The following is a 14,735-nucleotide window of genomic DNA, read 5'->3' as shown; positions in this document are numbered from 1 at the left end:
CCGCGATGCCAAAAAGAACAGACAGCAGCAGGTGAAGTCTCATGAACACAACGCAACCTTTGCAATTGCTCGCACCGCTGTCCGGGGTCTTGATGCCCTTGGACAGCGTGCCGGACCCGGTCTTCGCCAGCCGTGTGGTGGGGGATGGCATCTGCATCGATCCGACCTCGCAGACCCTTTGCGCACCGCTGTCCGGTGTCATCGGCACGCTTCAGGACAGCGCCCATGCGGTGAGTGTCACCGCTGACAACGGCGTCCAGGTGCTGATGCATATTGGCCTGGATACGGTCAATCTGGCGGGCAAGGGGTTCACCTCGCGGGTGACCATGGGGCAACGGGTCGAGGCCGGCCAGCCGCTGATCGATTTCGATGCCGACTACATTGCCCTGCATGCGCGCAGTCTGTTGACGCTGATGCTGGTGGTCAGCGGCGAGCCCTTCAGCCTGCTCGGGGATGGGGCGAGCTGTATCGAGAGTGGTGCTCCGTTGTTGCGTGTGTGCCCGACGGAACAAGGGCCAGTCGACGAGGCGCAGCAGGGCTCGGTGCTGTTTTCCAAGCCGCTGATCGTGCCCAATGAAAGTGGCCTGCATGCCCGTCCTGCCGCGGTGTTCGCCCAGGCGGCCAAGGGGTTTGATGCCAATATCCAACTGCATAAGCAGCAAGCCGGCGCCAACGGCAAATCACTGGTCGCGATCATGGCGTTGCAGACGGCCAAGGGCGACAGCGTGCAGATCAGCGCCGCCGGCCCTCAGGCCGGACAGGCCATCGAAGCGTTGGAACAGTTGCTGTTGTCGGGGTGCGGCGAAACGGTGCAAGCGCCGCTGACGCCGGCGCCGACCGTCACGGTCGAGCCATCGATACCCGGTCGGCTACGGGGTGTCTGCGCGTCGCCCGGTTCGGCGTTTGGTGAAGTGGTCCAGGTCGCCTCCCAGGTGTTGGCGATCGAGGAGGCGGGGGCCGGCATCGAGGTTGAGCAGGCCGCCCTGGATCAAGGGCTGGAGCAAGCGACGCAAGCCTTGAAAGCGTTGCAGGACGAGGCGGCGGGCAGCGTTCAGGCGCAGATTTTTCGCGCCCATCAAGAGTTGCTGGAAGACCCCACCTTGCTGGAGCAGGCCCTAGCCTTGATCACCGAGGGCAAGAGCGCGGCATTCGCCTGGAGGACCGCTACCGAGGCGAGTGCTGCGCTGTTCCAGCAATTGGGCAGCGCTTTGCTGGCCGAGCGCGCAGCGGACCTGGCCGATGTCGGGCAACGGGTGCTCAAGCTGATCCTGGGGGTTCAGGACAACGCCTGGAACCTGCCTGAACGGGCGATCCTGGTGGCCGAGCAACTGACGCCGTCCCAGACCGCCAGCCTCGACACTTCACGCATCGCCGGTTTTGTCACCGTGGGTGGCGGCGCCACCAGCCATGTCGCGATCCTCGCCCGTGCGCTGGGCCTGCCCTCGTTGTGTGGCGTGGCGCACTCCGTGCTGGCCCTGGATAACGGCACCCGGGTGTTGCTGGACGCCGACAATGGCGAATTGCACGTGAACCCGGATCAAGCCCTGGTCGAGCAATTCCACGCCACTCGTGACCGGCAGCGCCAGCGACATCAGCGTGACCTCGAACAATCGGCCCAGGCGGCGCGTACCCTTGATGGTCATCGAGTCGAGGTCAGTGCCAATGTCGGGTCGCTGCGGGACGTGGAGCAGGCCATGAGCCTGGGCGGCGAAGGGGTCGGGCTGTTGCGCTCCGAGCTGCTTTACCTGGATCGCGCGCACCCCCCTGGCCATGACGAGCAAGCGGCCCTGTACAGCGCCGTCGCCCGGGCCCTGGGGCCGGAGCGCAATCTGGTGGTACGTACCCTGGACGTGGGCGGGGACAAGCCGCTGGCCTATGTACCGATGGCTCATGAGGCCAATCCCTTCCTCGGCATGCGCGGTATTCGCCTGTGCCTGGAGCGCCCCCAGTTGTTGCGTGAACAGTTCCGGGCCATTCTCGCCTGTTCGGGGCTGGCGCGGCTGCACATCATGCTGCCCATGGTCACGCAACTGGCGGAGCTGCGCCTGGCGCGGCAAATGCTGGACGAAGAGGTCCGCCACCTGGGACTCGAGCAGGCGCCGAAGCTGGGCATCATGATCGAAGTGCCGGCGGCGGCGCTGATGGCCGACCTGTTCGCCCCAGAAGTGGATTTTTTCTCCATCGGCACCAACGACCTGACCCAATACGCCCTGGCCATGGACCGTGACCACCCCCGCCTGGCCAGCCAGGCCGACAGCCTGCATCCCTCGGTGTTGCGCCTGATCGCCCGTACGGTCGAGGCCGCCCGTGCCCATGGCAAATGGGTCGGGGTGTGTGGTGCGCTGGCATCGGAACCCCTGGCGGTGCCGGTGTTGCTGGGGTTGGGCGTGGATGAGCTATCGGTCAGTGTGCCGCTGATTCCGGCGATCAAGGCCTGCGTGCGTGAATGGAACCTGAGCGAGTGCCGCACGCTGGCTCAACAGGCCTTGGGCCAGGAAAGCGCCGAGCAGGTGCGTGACCTCCTGCGTATTCACTCATCCACGGCCACCCCGGCCACCCTGGCCATGGAGCATTGAACATGTTCGATAAACTGCAACAGGCATTCTGGAAAGCCCTGACCCCGGACCTGGTACCGGAAGAACCCAAGCGACCGGCCTCGGTAGATGGACTGGCGCCGGCCATCATCGTCGCGTTGGGCGGTGCGGAAAACCTCAAGTCCCATCAGCCTGTGGCGTTGACGCGACTGCGGGTGGAACTGCGGGATGTGGCGCGGATCGACCGGATGGGCTTGAGTGCCGCCGGTGTGGCAGGCGTGATGACGCTGGACAACGGTGTGGTGCATCTGATCACCGGCTTGCAAGGCTGAACCGAAGCGGGCACATGGCGATAACGGCTCCGGGGGCTGCTGTGCAGCCCATCGGGGATAAATCCCCTCGCCACAGGGGATAGGCGTTTCCCAGGCGTCTGTGCCCAGGCTCTGCGCAAAGTCGGGTTTTAAATTGTGCTTAAATGCCACCTTCCCCATCGTTGCTCTTGGCTTGTCCACGTTTGTCCGTCGCTCTCTGCACGTGAATGCGCAAAGCTGTCGGCCGCTCACAACAAGACTGCAAACTTCCATCCCAAGAACACCGTGCCGACAAACTCAGAAACGGTGTCACTGCCCTTATGTTCAAACGCATCCTGTCCGCTCTGAGCGGCAAGAAATCCAGCACGTCGACACCGGTTTCTTCCGCGCACACTGACGCGCCACCGCCCCAGCCGGACGAGAGTGAGTTGATCACGGTCTACGACAGCTACGGTCGCGAGATGCAGATCACCCGCAACGAGTGGCGCAACAACGTCTTCCTGCCAAACCTGCGAGAGAAATGGAATTCTGCCGACGAGCTCTACAGCCTGATTATCTCGGGTTTGAATGATGGTTTTGTCGCTGACTTGATCCCGGCCGCGGCACAACTGGTCGAGATCGACAGCAATCCCGAGCGCAGCCATGTCATCCAGGGCATTGTGCTGCTGGAGAACGGCCAACTCGATGCCGCCGAAAACGCGCTGCGCACGGGGATGGCGAAAGTGGGCGCGACGGGCACCTTGCTGACCAACCTGGCCAAGGTCTTCAGCGATCGAGGCGAGCAGGCGCTTGCCGATGAAACGCTTTGGCTCGCGATCCAGGCCGACCCGAATCAAGAGAATGGCCTGTTGTGGTGGGCGGCCATTCAGCGGGAGAAGGCCGGCGAGGCGGGTTATCTCGAGGCGCTGCGTACCGTGGCTGCGTTACCCGGCAGTTGGCGTGCGCCCTTGTGGTTGGCGCGTCATTGCCTGGAACAGAAGGACGTCGAATCGGCACGTGTGTTTTACACGCAGGTGCTGACGGCGGGTACGTTCGACGGCAGCGCGCTGATGATGATCTCGGGCGACTTGGGTAACAACGGCCAGATTCCACTGATCATCGAGTTGGTCGAGCCCGTCTACGATGAGCACAAGCACGACCCCATGGCCGGTATCAACTTGCTGCGCGCCTATCAGGAACTTGGCCAAGCGGCCGAAGGCGAGGCGCTGCTCGCCCGCCTGTATGCCCTGGGTTTTGCGCCGATCAAAAGCCAACTCGACCAGTTTGCCCAAGCTTTCCAGCAAATGCACAAGCAGGACGCCCAAGGCGTGCCGGTGGATCCTGAAAGCCTGCAGTTCGCGACGTTGGCATTGAGCCAGCCGATCTGGCACTACGGTTTGCGCAACGCCGATTGGTTCTTCGCGCAGAAACCGGAAGGGGCATCGCAAATCGGTTTCTTCGCGCTGTCCAAAAGCACAGACGGGGCAGAGCGCGCCGAATCGCAACGGGAGGATGAACTGGGACGCTTCTCGCGCGCGATTCCTCTCTACCTGGCCGAAGCCGTGCACTACTGGAGCGACCATGTAGGCACTTGCTATATCCAAATCGTGGAAGGCGGCGGCCCGGTGCTATCGGGGTGTGAAGCCGACGGCCAAGCGCTTTTCGATATCGTGCCGCCGGCGATGAAGTCCTTCATCACCGGCGAGATCGGCTGTTCGGGTGAGGGTGATCAAGCCCAATGGCAGCTTTCCCTGAGCCTCTGGGACTGCGCGACCCGCACCAGGCAAACTACCGAAAGCGGCAGCGCGGTGAAGGCTGATATCGGTGCGCTGGTACTTGATCTTGAGCAGCGCTTGCTTGCCCGCATTGGCCTGAGTCGCGAGACGCCCCTGGATTCGTTCTACCTGCATCCCACCGCCGAGGTCCTGCCGGTCTACCTGACCGAACTGGGCCAGGCCTTCATGTTGACGCTGCTGGCGAACGGGCGCATGCCTAAATCCGCGATGTGGGGTGAGCGTGCCATGCTCGACTGGCCGCTCAACATGGCTCTTCATTGGCCCACGGTGGAAGTCGCCAAGCTGATGTACATCTCCGGGTTGGGCAAGGCCCACGATTACCAGTCGGACGTACTCGTCGAATACAAGGAGCGCAGCCTGCAGTGGCTGCGCGAGTTGGAGCAGGCGGGCAACCCTGCATCGCGCTTGGCGCCACTGATATGGAAGGTGTTCGGTATGCAAGCAGAGCTACAGGCTTACCTGAGCAACTTGCCCGACGATACAAGTGCTGCGCACAAGGCCTGGCTGGAGCGGGTGAGCGAATAGTCGCTCGGCTTTTTTACGCCACGCGGTGTAAAAGCACGCTGACCGTTCGATTCATTCTCCTATCGGGAAAACGTTGGGAATAACCACCACACGTTTTTTTCATCTTCCTTTCCTTACCGTTTCTCATCTGCGGGTGTATCGTATTCGCCTTTTGCGGGCCCAACGGTTCGTCGCGGATTCAATAGGTGGTTGCGTTCATGTCCTTTACCCGTCGCCAAATACTCGGTGGCCTGGCCGGCCTTGTTGTCGTTGGCGTGGGTGCGGGAGGTGCGTCGCGGTATTGGTTGGGCAAGCGCGCCGATGCCGAGGCCGGTCACGACTATGAATTGATCGCCGCGCCGCTGGACGTCGAGCTGGTGGCCGGGCACAAGACCCAGGCCTGGGCGTTTGGCCCCTCGGCGCCGGGCACCGAGCTGCGGGTGCGCCAGGGTGAATGGTTGCGGGTACGCTTTATCAATCACCTGCCGGTTGCCACCACCATTCATTGGCACGGGATCCGTTTGCCGCTGGAGATGGACGGCGTGCCGTATGTCTCGCAACTGCCGGTGCTGCCGGGCGAGTATTTCGATTACAAGTTCCGCGTGCCAGACGCCGGCAGCTATTGGTATCACCCTCACGTCAACAGCAGCGAAGAGCTCGGGCGTGGGTTGGTGGGGCCGTTGATCATCGAAGAGCGTGAGCCCACTGGCTTCAAATACGAGCAGACCCTGAGCCTCAAGAGCTGGCATGTGGACGAGCAGGGCGAGTTCGTCGCGTTCAGCATTCCCCGTGAAGCGGCGCGTGGTGGCACGGCCGGCCGGCTGGCGACCATCAACGGCGTGGCGCAAGCGGTGATAGACCTGCCGGCCGGGCAGATCACCCGGGTGCGCTTGCTCAACCTGGACAACACCCTGACGTATCGCATCAACATCCCAGGCGTTGAAGCGCAGATCTATGCACTGGACGGCAACCCCATCGAACCGCGCCCGTTGGGCAAGGAATACTGGCTCGGCCCGGGCATGCGCATTTGCCTGGCGATCAAGGCCCCGCCAGCCGGCGAAGAGTTGTCGTTACGCAATGGCCCGGTGCGCCTGGGGACCTTGCGTTCGGTGCCTAACACTGACGCGCCGAGCCAATGGCCGCCGGCGCTGCCGCCCAACCCCGTGTCCGAGCCGGACCTGGCCAATGCCGAAAAACTCAACTTCAATTTCGAATGGGTCGGCTCGGTGTCGGTCAATGTCGACAATGGCAAGCCGCCGAGCCTGTGGCAGATCAACGGCAAGGCCTGGGACATCACCGACAAGACCTGCGCCGACCGGCCGATCGCCACGCTGAAGAAAGGCCAGAGCTACATTTTCGAATTGAAGAACATGACCCAGTACCAGCACCCGATCCATTTGCACGGCATGAGCTTCAAGGTGATCGCGTCGAACCGGCACAAGGTCGTGCCGTATTTCACCGACACTTACCTGCTGGGCAAGAACGAGCGGGCGCAGGTGGCGCTGGTGGCGGATAATCCAGGCGTATGGATGTTCCACTGCCATGTGATCGACCACATGGAAACCGGCCTGATGGCCGCCATCGAGGTGGCTTGATGCGCCAGATTCGCCCTGCCAGGATCATCGACCGCAGCCACGACCAGGACTTCATGCGCGAAGCCCTGGCCCTCGCCGCACAAGGCGCAGCCCTGGGCGAAGTGCCGGTGGGCGCAGTGCTGGTGCAGGACGGCGAGATCATCGGACGCGGCTTCAACTGCCCGATCAGCGGCCACGACCCCAGTGCCCACGCGGAAATGGTCGCCATCCGCGCCGCCGCCCAGGCGGTGAGCAACTATCGCCTGCCCGGCAGCACGCTGTATGTGACGTTGGAGCCATGCAGCATGTGCGCTGGCCTGATTGTCCATTCGCGTATCGCCCGGGTCGTCTACGGCGCCCTGGAGCCCAAGGCCGGCATCGTGCAGAGCCAGGGGCAGTTCTTCAACCAGGGTTTCCTGAACCATCGGGTGATGTACGAGGGCGGGGTGCTGGCCGAGGAATGCAGCACCGTGCTGAGTGAGTTCTTCAAGGCCCGTAGAACCAAACCTTCAGACTGACACCGTCCCCCCTGTGGGAGTGAACCTTTGTGGGAGCAAGGCTTGCCCGCGATGAACGATAACGCGGCCTTGCTATAGACCGCGGTGCCTCCATCGCGGGCAAGCCTTGCTCCCACAAGGGCTCGCTCCCACAGGGTTTTTGTGGTGCTTGGGCGATTTACTTACGCGCCACAATCACCGCCCGCATCGGCGCCGGCAGCCCTTCGATGGTCTTGCTGTGGTCGGCGGGGTCGAGGAAGTCGCTCAGCGACTGATACTTCATCCACTCGGTGCTGCGCTGTTCCTCTACGGTGGTCAGGCTCACGTCCACGCAACGCACATCGCTGAACCCGGCGCGGCGCAGCCAGCGTTCCAGGGCCGGGACCGACGGCAGGAACCACACGTTACGCATCTGCGCGTAGCGGTCCTCGGGCACCAGCACCTGGTGTTCGTCGCCCTCGATCACCAGGGTTTCCAGCACCAGTTCGCCGCCCTTGACCAGGCAGTCCTTCAAGGCCAGCAGATGCTCGATCGGCGAGCGTCGGTGGTAGAACACGCCCATGGAGAACACCGTGTCGAAACCTTCCAGCTCCGCTGGCAGGGCCTCGAACGGGAACGGCAGGTGCCAGGCGTTGGGCTGCGACAGGTAGCGCTGCACCGCCTGGAACTGGCAGAAGAACAGCCAGTTGGGGTCGACTCCGATCACCGTGTCTGCCCCGGCGCCTAGCATCCGCCACATGTAGTAGCCGTTGCCGCAGCCCACATCGAGGATGCGCTTGCCTTTCAGGTCCAGGTGCGGGGCCACCCGGGACCACTTCCAGTCCGAGCGCCATTCGGTGTCCACGTGCACGCCAAACAGGTCGAAAGGTCCTTTGCGCCATGGCGACAGACCCATCAACGCGGTACGCATTTGCGCACGGGTTTCGTCGGAACAATCGGTGTCGAGCGTCAGGCCGTTCAGCAGGTCGACCGTGGTAGGTTGCAAGGCCGGCAGCGCATCGAGCGCGCTTTGCCAACGCTCCAGATCGCCATGGCCCTTTTCCATCTTGCTGTCGAGTTGCGTCTGCAGTGTCGCGGCCCAATCGGCCAGGGGCGTGCCGGCCAGATGGCGGGCGAGGGGGGACAGATCAATCATGGCAGGGCAATCAACGAGGCGAAGTTAAGACACTGGAACCACGGCACGACTTTCGAGAAACCGGCCGCCAGCAGACGCTCGCGGTGTTCTTCGAGGCTGTCGGGCTTCATGACGTTTTCGATGGCGCTGCGCTTCTGGGCAATTTCCAGCTCGCTGTAGCCGTTGGCGCGCTTGAACGCCACGTGCAGGTCGGTGAGCAGGGCGTGTTCCTCGGCATCGTTGAACCGCAATTTTTCCGACAGGATCAGGGCGCCACCGGGCAGCAAGGACTGGCGAATGCGGCTCAACAGTGCGGTGCGCTGGTCCGGCGCGATGAATTGCAGGGTGAAGTTCAGTGCCACCACCGAAGCTGGCTGGAACGTCAGGGCGAGGATGTCGCCTTCGATCACTTCCACCGGCAGCAGCTCCTGGAACATCGAGTCCTGGCCGTTGAGGTATTCGCGGCAGCGCTCGACCATGGCCGCCGAGTTATCCACAGCGATTACCCGGCAACCGTCGGTGCGCACGTGGCGGCGCAGGGCCTGGGTCACGGCGCCCAGGGACGAGCCCAGGTCGTAGAGCACACTATTGGGCTGGGCGAATTGCGCGGCGAGCACGCCGAGGTTTTCGACGATGGTCGGGTAGCCCGGCACTGAACGCTTGATCATGTCCGGAAACACCCGCACCACGTCCTCGTTGAAGGCGAAGTCCGGCACTTGGGCCAGGGGTTGGGCGAATAGGCGATCGGGGTCTTTGCTCACGGCGGTTCCAGCGGCATGGGTGGTGAAAAGGCCGGCATTTTAACCAAAAAAACTGTGGGAGCGAGCTTTGTGGGAGCAAGGCTTTGTAGGAGTAAGGTTTTGTGGGAGTAGGGCTCTGTGGGAGCAAGGCTTGCCCGCGATGAACGATAATGCGGTCTTGCTATAGACCGCGGTGCCTTCATCGCGGGCAAGCCTTGCTCCCACATTAATCTTTGTTCAGTGTGGCTTTTGGCTAAACGCCGATGCCGTAATCCCCCACTGGCCCAGCCAATAACTGACGATGATCAGGTAAGGCGCGGCATGGAAGGGCTGCACGAACCGGTTGATGCCGATCAGGCTGTCGGAGAACACAAACGCCAGCGCCCCGGCGGCGGCCAGCCAGGCCGAGCGTTTCGGCACGCCGCTGCCCAGCCGCGCCAACGCTCGCCAAAGCATGGCGCTGATGGCCAGGCCGTAGACAATCACCGGCACCAGCAACGGCCCGAGACCGTTCGACACCAGGATCCCCAACAGCACCGCGCCGATGCCCAAGGCCAGGGTCAATGGCAGCAGTGCCGGACGGCGGCAGTCGCTGAGGTAGCCTTTCAGGTAGGCCAGGTGCGCCAGCAGAAACGCGCCGAGGCCGAACACGAACAGATCCCCCGGCCAGGCCAGCAACACGTCGCCCACCAGTGAAAAAATCAGCCCGAGGCTGATCCAGCGCCGATAGTCACTGGGCGGCGCATCGTGCAGCCAGCCGAGCAGGGCCAGGACCGGCATGGGCTTGACCAGCAGGCACAGGAGTGTGGCGTGCACGCTCAGGCCGTACAGGTAGGTGGCTGCGCCCATCAGTGCAAGGATCAGCCAGCCCACGATCAATTCACCGCAATGGCGCAGTCAAAGGTTTCCACGGGCGGCACTTCCGGGGCCCAGGGCTGTTGATAAGTCAGGCGCAAACGCCCGGTGCCGGCGCTGAACGCCTGGAAGCGCCAGGTCGAGACACCCGCGGCGCCAACGATGCCGGCGTCTTCCGGATTGCGATAAACCTCCGGGCCCAAGCCTTTGAGCACGCCACCGGCCGAATCCTGGATCGCCCAGCGATAACCGGTAGTGGGGTTGCTGGGCAAGCTCAGGATCAGGTTCTGCCCGTTATTGAGCCTTACCGGGCACTGGCTCAGTTTTTCCACGGTCACGTTGTTGCTGGTTTGCGTGGCGCAGGCGCTCAGCAGGGCGAGGCTGAGAGGGACGAGCAGGCGAGTGAGGGACATAAGGGCAACGGCTCCGGCATTTACGACGAACGGCGAGCATAACCGAAGATGCTACTGGGTGTGTCAGCTGGGCATATGTTGTTGCTGATAACGCCTTCGCGGGCAAGCCTTGCTCCCACTGTGGATCTTTGTTGCAGACAAAATCTGTGAGCGACATTTAACCCTGTGGGAGCAAGGCTTGCCCGCGATGGCGCCCGCACAAGCGCTAGAGGAACATCAGAACAACACCTTGGCCACATCCGCAAACCGCTTGGCAAAGTGCACCGTGACACCTTCCTTGAGGTAGTCCGGCAGTTCTTCGAAGTTGCCCCGGTTGGCTTCCGGCAGGATCAGTTCGTTGATTTTCTGCCGCCGCGCCGCGATGACCTTCTCGCGCACCCCGCCAATCGGCAGGACGTGCCCGGTGAGGGTCAGTTCGCCGGTCATGGCTACGCCTTTTTTCGGCGGCTGGTTGCGGGCCAGGGACAGCAAGGCGCTGGCCATGGTCACGCCGGCGCTCGGGCCGTCCTTGGGCGTGGCACCTTCCGGTACGTGCAGGTGAACGAAGGCCTCGTCAAAGAACTTCGGATCGCCGCCAAATTGCTTCAGGTGCGAACTGACGTAGCTGTGGGCGATTTCCGCCGATTCCTTCATCACGTCCCCCAGTTGCCCGGTCAGCTTGAAGCCGCGATTGAGGGTATGGATGCGCGTCGCTTCGATCGGCAAGGTCGCGCCGCCCATGCTGGTCCAGGCCAGGCCAGTGATCACGCCGACGCCGGACAACACCTGCTCGTTGCGGAATACCGGTTTGCCCAGGGAGGCCTCGAGGTCCTTCGGCCCGAGCTTGATCACGGCCTTGGGGTCGTCGATCAGCTTCATCACCGCCTTGCGCACCAGTTTGCCCAGCTGTTTTTCCAGCTGTCGCACCCCGGCTTCACGGGCATAGCCGTCGATCAGGGCCTTGAGGGCGCTGTTGTTGATGCTCAGGCTGCCCTTGGACACGCCAGCCTTGGCCAGTTGCTTGGGCCACAAGTGACGCTTGGCGATGGCGACTTTTTCTTCGGTGATGTAGCCCGACAGGCGGATCACTTCCATCCGGTCCAGCAGCGGGCCGGGGATCGAGTCCAAAGTGTTGGCGGTGCAGACGAAGAGCACTTTCGACAGGTCCAGGCGCAGATCCAGGTAGTGGTCGAGGAATTCGACGTTCTGCTCCGGATCGAGGGTCTCCAGCAAGGCCGAGGCCGGGTCGCCCTGGTAGCTCTGGCCCATCTTGTCGATTTCATCGAGCATGATCACCGGGTTCATCACTTCGACATCTTTAAGCGCCTGCACCAGCTTGCCCGGCTGGGCGCCGATATAGGTGCGCCGATGCCCCTTGATCTCGGCTTCGTCGCGCATGCCGCCGAGGCTGAAGCGGTAGAACGGTCGCCCCAGGGATTCGGCGATGGATTTGCCGACGCTGGTCTTGCCCACGCCCGGCGGGCCGACCAGCAGCACGATGGAACCGCTGATCTCGCCTTTATAGGCACCGACGGCGAGGAACTCCAGGATGCGGTCCTTGATGTCGTCCAGGCCGGCGTGGTGCTGGTCGAGCACCTTGCGCGCGTGCTTGAGGTCAAGCTTGTCCTGGCCATACACGCCCCACGGCACCGAGGTCGCCCAATCCAGGTAGTTGCGGGTGACGGCGTATTCCGGCGAGCCGGTTTCCAGGATCGAGAGCTTGTTCATTTCCTCTTCGATGCGTTTCTGCGCCTGGGCCGGCAGCACCTTGCCTTCGAGCCGCTGCTCGAACTGTTCGATATCGGCGCTGCGGTCGTCCTTGGTCAGCCCCAGTTCCTGCTGGATGACCTTGAGCTGCTCCTTGAGGAAGAACTGGCGCTGATGTTCGCCGATCTTGTTGTTGACCTCGGCGGAAATCTCTTTCTGCAACCGCGCCACTTCGACTTCCTTGCGCAGCATCGGCAGGACTTTTTCCATGCGCTTGAGCATGGGCACGCAGTCGAGCACTTCCTGCAGTTCGTTGCCGGTGGCGGAGGTGAGCGCGGCGGCAAAGTCGGTCAGCGGCGAAGGGTCGTTGGGGCTGAAGCGGTTGAGGTAGTTCTTCAACTCTTCGCTGTACAGCGGGTTGAGCGGCAGCAGTTCCTTGATCGCGTTGATCAGCGCCATGCCGTAGGCCTTGACCTCGTCGGTCGGCTCGCTCGGCTGGTGCGGGTATTCGACTTCCACCAGGTACGGTGGGCGATGGTGCTTGAGCCAGGTGCGGATACGCACGCGAGTCAGGCCCTGGGCGACGAATTGCAGTTTGCCGCCTTCCCGGCTGGCGTGGTGCACCTTCACCAGCGTGCCGTACAGCGGCAGTTTCGAGGTGTCGAAATGACGCGGGTCTTCCTGGGGCGAGTCCATGAAGAACAGCGCCAGGGAGTGATGGTCGGACTTGGCCACCAGCTCCAGGGTCTCGGCCCACGGTTCTTCGTTGACGATGACCGGCAACACCTGGGCCGGGAAGAACGGACGATTGTGGATCGGGATGATGTAGACCTTGTCCGGCAAATTCTGGCCAGGCAGCGCCAGGCCGGTGCCGGAGGAGGTGTGTTCGATGTGTTCGGAGTCAGCGTAATCGTGAGTGGCTTCTGTAGAGTGCTGGTCGCTCATGGGGCACCTGCGCAATGGGGTATGGGTCTTAGATGGGGCAGGTGGGGGGGGGGTTCAATGGCGGGTGATTGTTAGCGGTTATTTCATTGGCCGGTTTTGCCCCGTAGGAGCTGCCGAGCGAAGCGAGGCTGCGATCTTCCCCTGACGCTTGAATCTCAAGCGTCAGGGGAAGATCGCAGCCTGCGGGAGGCGCGTCAGGCGACCCGGTTCAAGTCGTTATGACGCGTCTCCTTCAGGCACAGCACGGCGATCACACTGAGCAGTGCGGCCGCTGAAACATAGCCCCCGACATAACCCAAGCCACCCATCGCCACCAGTTTCTGGGCGAAGAACGGCGCGGCCGAGGCGCCGACGATGCCGCCCAGGTTATAGGCCGCCGAGGCGCCGGTGTAGCGCACGTGGGTCGGAAACAGTTCCGGCAGCAAGGCGCCCATGGGGGCGAAGGTCACGCCCATCAGGAACAGCTCGATGCACAGGAACAGCGCCACACCGCCGGTCGAGCCGTGGGTCAGCAAGGGCTCCATGAGGAAACCCGAGGCAATCGCCAATACGCCGCCGACGATCAGCACCGGCTTGCGCCCGTAGCGGTCGCTGGCCCAGGCCGATAGGGGCGTAGCGGCGGCCATGAACAGCACGGCAAAGCACAGCAGGCCCAGGAAGGTCTCGCGGCTGTAGCCGAGGGTGGACACGCCGTAGCTCAGGGAAAACACCGTCGAGATATAGAACAGCGCATAACACACCACCATCGCTGCCGCGCCCAGCAAGGTTGGCGCCCAGTACTGGCTGAACAGCTCGACCAACGGCACCTTCACGCGCTCCTGGCGGGCCATGGCATTGGCGAACACCGGGGTTTCGTGGAGCTTGAGCCGAACATAGAGGCCGACGATCACCAGCACGGCGCTGAGCAGGAACGGAATCCGCCAACCCCAGGCGCGAAATTGCTCATCGTCCAGGCTCATGGCCAGGGTCAGGAACAGCCCGTTGGCCGCCAGGAAGCCGATGGAGGGCCCCAGTTGGGGGAACATGCCGAACCAGGCCCGCTTGCCCTTGGGCGCGTTCTCGGTGGCGAGCAGCGCCGCCCCGCCCCATTCACCGCCCAACCCCAGGCCCTGGCCGAAACGCAGCACGCACAGCAGGATCGGCGCCCAGGCGCCAATGCTGGCGTAGCCGGGCAACACGCCGATGAGCGTGGTGCACACGCCCATCAGCAGCAGGGATGCCACCAGCGTCGACTTGCGCCCGATCCGGTCGCCGAAATGGCCGAACAGCGCAGAACCCAGCGGGCGGGCAAGGAAGGCGATGCCGAACGTCAGGAAGGACGACAGCATCTGTGCCGTGCCTGAGGTTTGCGGGAAGAACACCGGCCCGATCACCAGGGCCGCAGCCGTGGCGTAGACGTAGAAATCGTAGAACTCGATGGCGGTGCCGATGAAACTCGCGGTGGCCACGCGGGTGGTCGAGTTTGTCGGCTGGGCAGACACAGCCTCGTTGCAGGTAGCGGTCGTCATGCGGTTATCCCTGACAGTCATGTGCTCCATTGGAGCGAATTATTATGGTCGAACACCCAGGGATGTGGGCGGGTATCCTTTCGCTGTTTCGGGTAGGAACAGTCGCAGGACTGATGCGGATTTTGCCGATGAACCGGCTGGGTGCGGGTAAGCACGAGGTTCGGGCGGGGCTGGGTAAGCGGATTGAGTATAGGAAGGAGGCTAACGATTCAACAAGTGAGCTGGCCCACAATAACGGCGCTGGCGATGAGCTTTTGTGGCGAGGGAGCTGGGTTGCGC

The 14,735-nt window shown here is 62.9% G+C and carries 11 protein-coding genes; 5 read left to right on the top strand and 6 right to left on the bottom strand.

What is annotated here, in order from left to right:
* The first annotated feature begins 41 nt into the window (after positions 1-41).
* The 5 genes from ptsP (at position 42) to tadA (ending at position 7,216) form a co-directional block, all read left to right on the top strand.
* On the top strand, positions 42-2,576 hold the full coding sequence (ptsP, locus tag ASC85_RS04365; protein WP_057448408.1) for a phosphoenolpyruvate--protein phosphotransferase: 2,535 nt from the start codon (positions 42-44) through the stop codon (positions 2,574-2,576).
* A gap of 2 nt (positions 2,577-2,578) precedes the next feature.
* The gene (locus ASC85_RS04360) at positions 2,579-2,866 is read left to right on the top strand and encodes a PTS transporter subunit EIIB (protein ID WP_057448407.1); all 288 of its coding nucleotides are present in this window, start codon (positions 2,579-2,581) and stop codon (positions 2,864-2,866) included.
* Positions 2,867-3,165: 299 nt separating this feature from the next.
* Positions 3,166-5,145 (top strand): tetratricopeptide repeat protein, encoded by a 1,980-nt coding sequence (locus ASC85_RS04355; protein WP_057448406.1) that lies wholly within the window; start codon positions 3,166-3,168, stop codon positions 5,143-5,145.
* 197 nt (positions 5,146-5,342) lie between these two features.
* Positions 5,343-6,719 carry a multicopper oxidase family protein gene (locus tag ASC85_RS04350; protein ID WP_057448405.1) on the top strand — a complete coding sequence of 459 codons (1,377 nt, stop codon included), beginning with the start codon at positions 5,343-5,345 and terminating at the stop codon, positions 6,717-6,719.
* The gene (gene tadA, locus ASC85_RS04345) at positions 6,719-7,216 is read left to right on the top strand and encodes a tRNA adenosine(34) deaminase TadA (protein ID WP_057448404.1); all 498 of its coding nucleotides are present in this window, start codon (positions 6,719-6,721) and stop codon (positions 7,214-7,216) included. The genes ASC85_RS04350 and tadA overlap by 1 nt, the downstream gene beginning before the upstream one ends.
* Positions 7,217-7,373: 157 nt before the next feature.
* Here tadA and cmoB read toward each other — a convergent pair whose 3' ends face one another.
* From cmoB to ASC85_RS04315, 6 genes are all read right to left on the bottom strand, one after another.
* The gene (gene cmoB, locus ASC85_RS04340) at positions 7,374-8,330 is read right to left on the bottom strand and encodes a tRNA 5-methoxyuridine(34)/uridine 5-oxyacetic acid(34) synthase CmoB (RefSeq protein ID WP_043042530.1); all 957 of its coding nucleotides are present in this window, start codon (positions 8,328-8,330) and stop codon (positions 7,374-7,376) included.
* Positions 8,327-9,070: a carboxy-S-adenosyl-L-methionine synthase CmoA gene (gene cmoA / locus ASC85_RS04335; RefSeq protein ID WP_003198073.1), complete on the bottom strand. Its 744-nt coding sequence runs from the start codon at positions 9,068-9,070 to the stop codon at positions 8,327-8,329. Before cmoA ends, cmoB begins: the two co-directional genes overlap by 4 nt.
* A gap of 216 nt (positions 9,071-9,286) precedes the next feature.
* Positions 9,287-9,922 carry a lysoplasmalogenase gene (locus ASC85_RS04330; protein WP_057448441.1) on the bottom strand — a complete coding sequence of 212 codons (636 nt, stop codon included), beginning with the start codon at positions 9,920-9,922 and terminating at the stop codon, positions 9,287-9,289.
* 2 nt (positions 9,923-9,924) lie between these two features.
* Complete coding sequence (locus ASC85_RS04325; RefSeq protein ID WP_057448403.1) at positions 9,925-10,317, bottom strand: protease inhibitor I42 family protein; 393 nt, start codon at positions 10,315-10,317, stop codon at positions 9,925-9,927.
* Positions 10,318-10,533: 216 nt separating this feature from the next.
* Positions 10,534-12,948, bottom strand: a complete 2,415-nt coding sequence (lon, locus tag ASC85_RS04320; RefSeq protein ID WP_057448402.1) for an endopeptidase La — start codon at positions 12,946-12,948, stop codon at positions 10,534-10,536.
* Between the two features lie 194 nt (positions 12,949-13,142).
* A complete protein-coding gene (locus tag ASC85_RS04315; RefSeq protein WP_057448401.1) occupies positions 13,143-14,456 on the bottom strand; it encodes an MFS transporter in 1,314 nt (437 codons plus the stop codon).
* Between the last annotated feature and the right edge of the window lie 279 nt (positions 14,457-14,735).

Origin of the sequence: Pseudomonas sp. Root401, from assembly GCF_001425105.1 — a bacterium.
GTDB classification, from domain to species: domain Bacteria; phylum Pseudomonadota; class Gammaproteobacteria; order Pseudomonadales; family Pseudomonadaceae; genus Aquipseudomonas; species Aquipseudomonas brassicacearum.
Note: the sequence above shows the minus strand (reverse complement) of the source record. Positions and strands in the feature narration are given on the sequence as shown.

Excerpts from the sequence above, each read along its gene's own strand:
- ptsP (WP_057448408.1), top strand. The coding sequence starts at position 42 with ATGAACACAACGCAACCTTTGCAATTGCTCGCACCGCTGTCCGGGGTC.
- ASC85_RS04360 (WP_057448407.1), top strand. The coding sequence starts at position 2,579 with ATGTTCGATAAACTGCAACAGGCATTCTGGAAAGCCCTGACCCCGGAC.
- ASC85_RS04355 (WP_057448406.1), top strand. The coding sequence starts at position 3,166 with ATGTTCAAACGCATCCTGTCCGCTCTGAGCGGCAAGAAATCCAGCACG.
- ASC85_RS04350 (WP_057448405.1), top strand. The coding sequence starts at position 5,343 with ATGTCCTTTACCCGTCGCCAAATACTCGGTGGCCTGGCCGGCCTTGTT.
- tadA (WP_057448404.1), top strand. The coding sequence starts at position 6,719 with ATGCGCCAGATTCGCCCTGCCAGGATCATCGACCGCAGCCACGACCAG.
- cmoB (WP_043042530.1), bottom strand. The coding sequence starts at position 8,330 with ATGATTGATCTGTCCCCCCTCGCCCGCCATCTGGCCGGCACGCCCCTG.
- ASC85_RS04325 (WP_057448403.1), bottom strand. The coding sequence starts at position 10,317 with ATGTCCCTCACTCGCCTGCTCGTCCCTCTCAGCCTCGCCCTGCTGAGC.
- lon (WP_057448402.1), bottom strand. The coding sequence starts at position 12,948 with ATGAGCGACCAGCACTCTACAGAAGCCACTCACGATTACGCTGACTCC.
- ASC85_RS04315 (WP_057448401.1), bottom strand. The coding sequence starts at position 14,456 with ATGACGACCGCTACCTGCAACGAGGCTGTGTCTGCCCAGCCGACAAAC.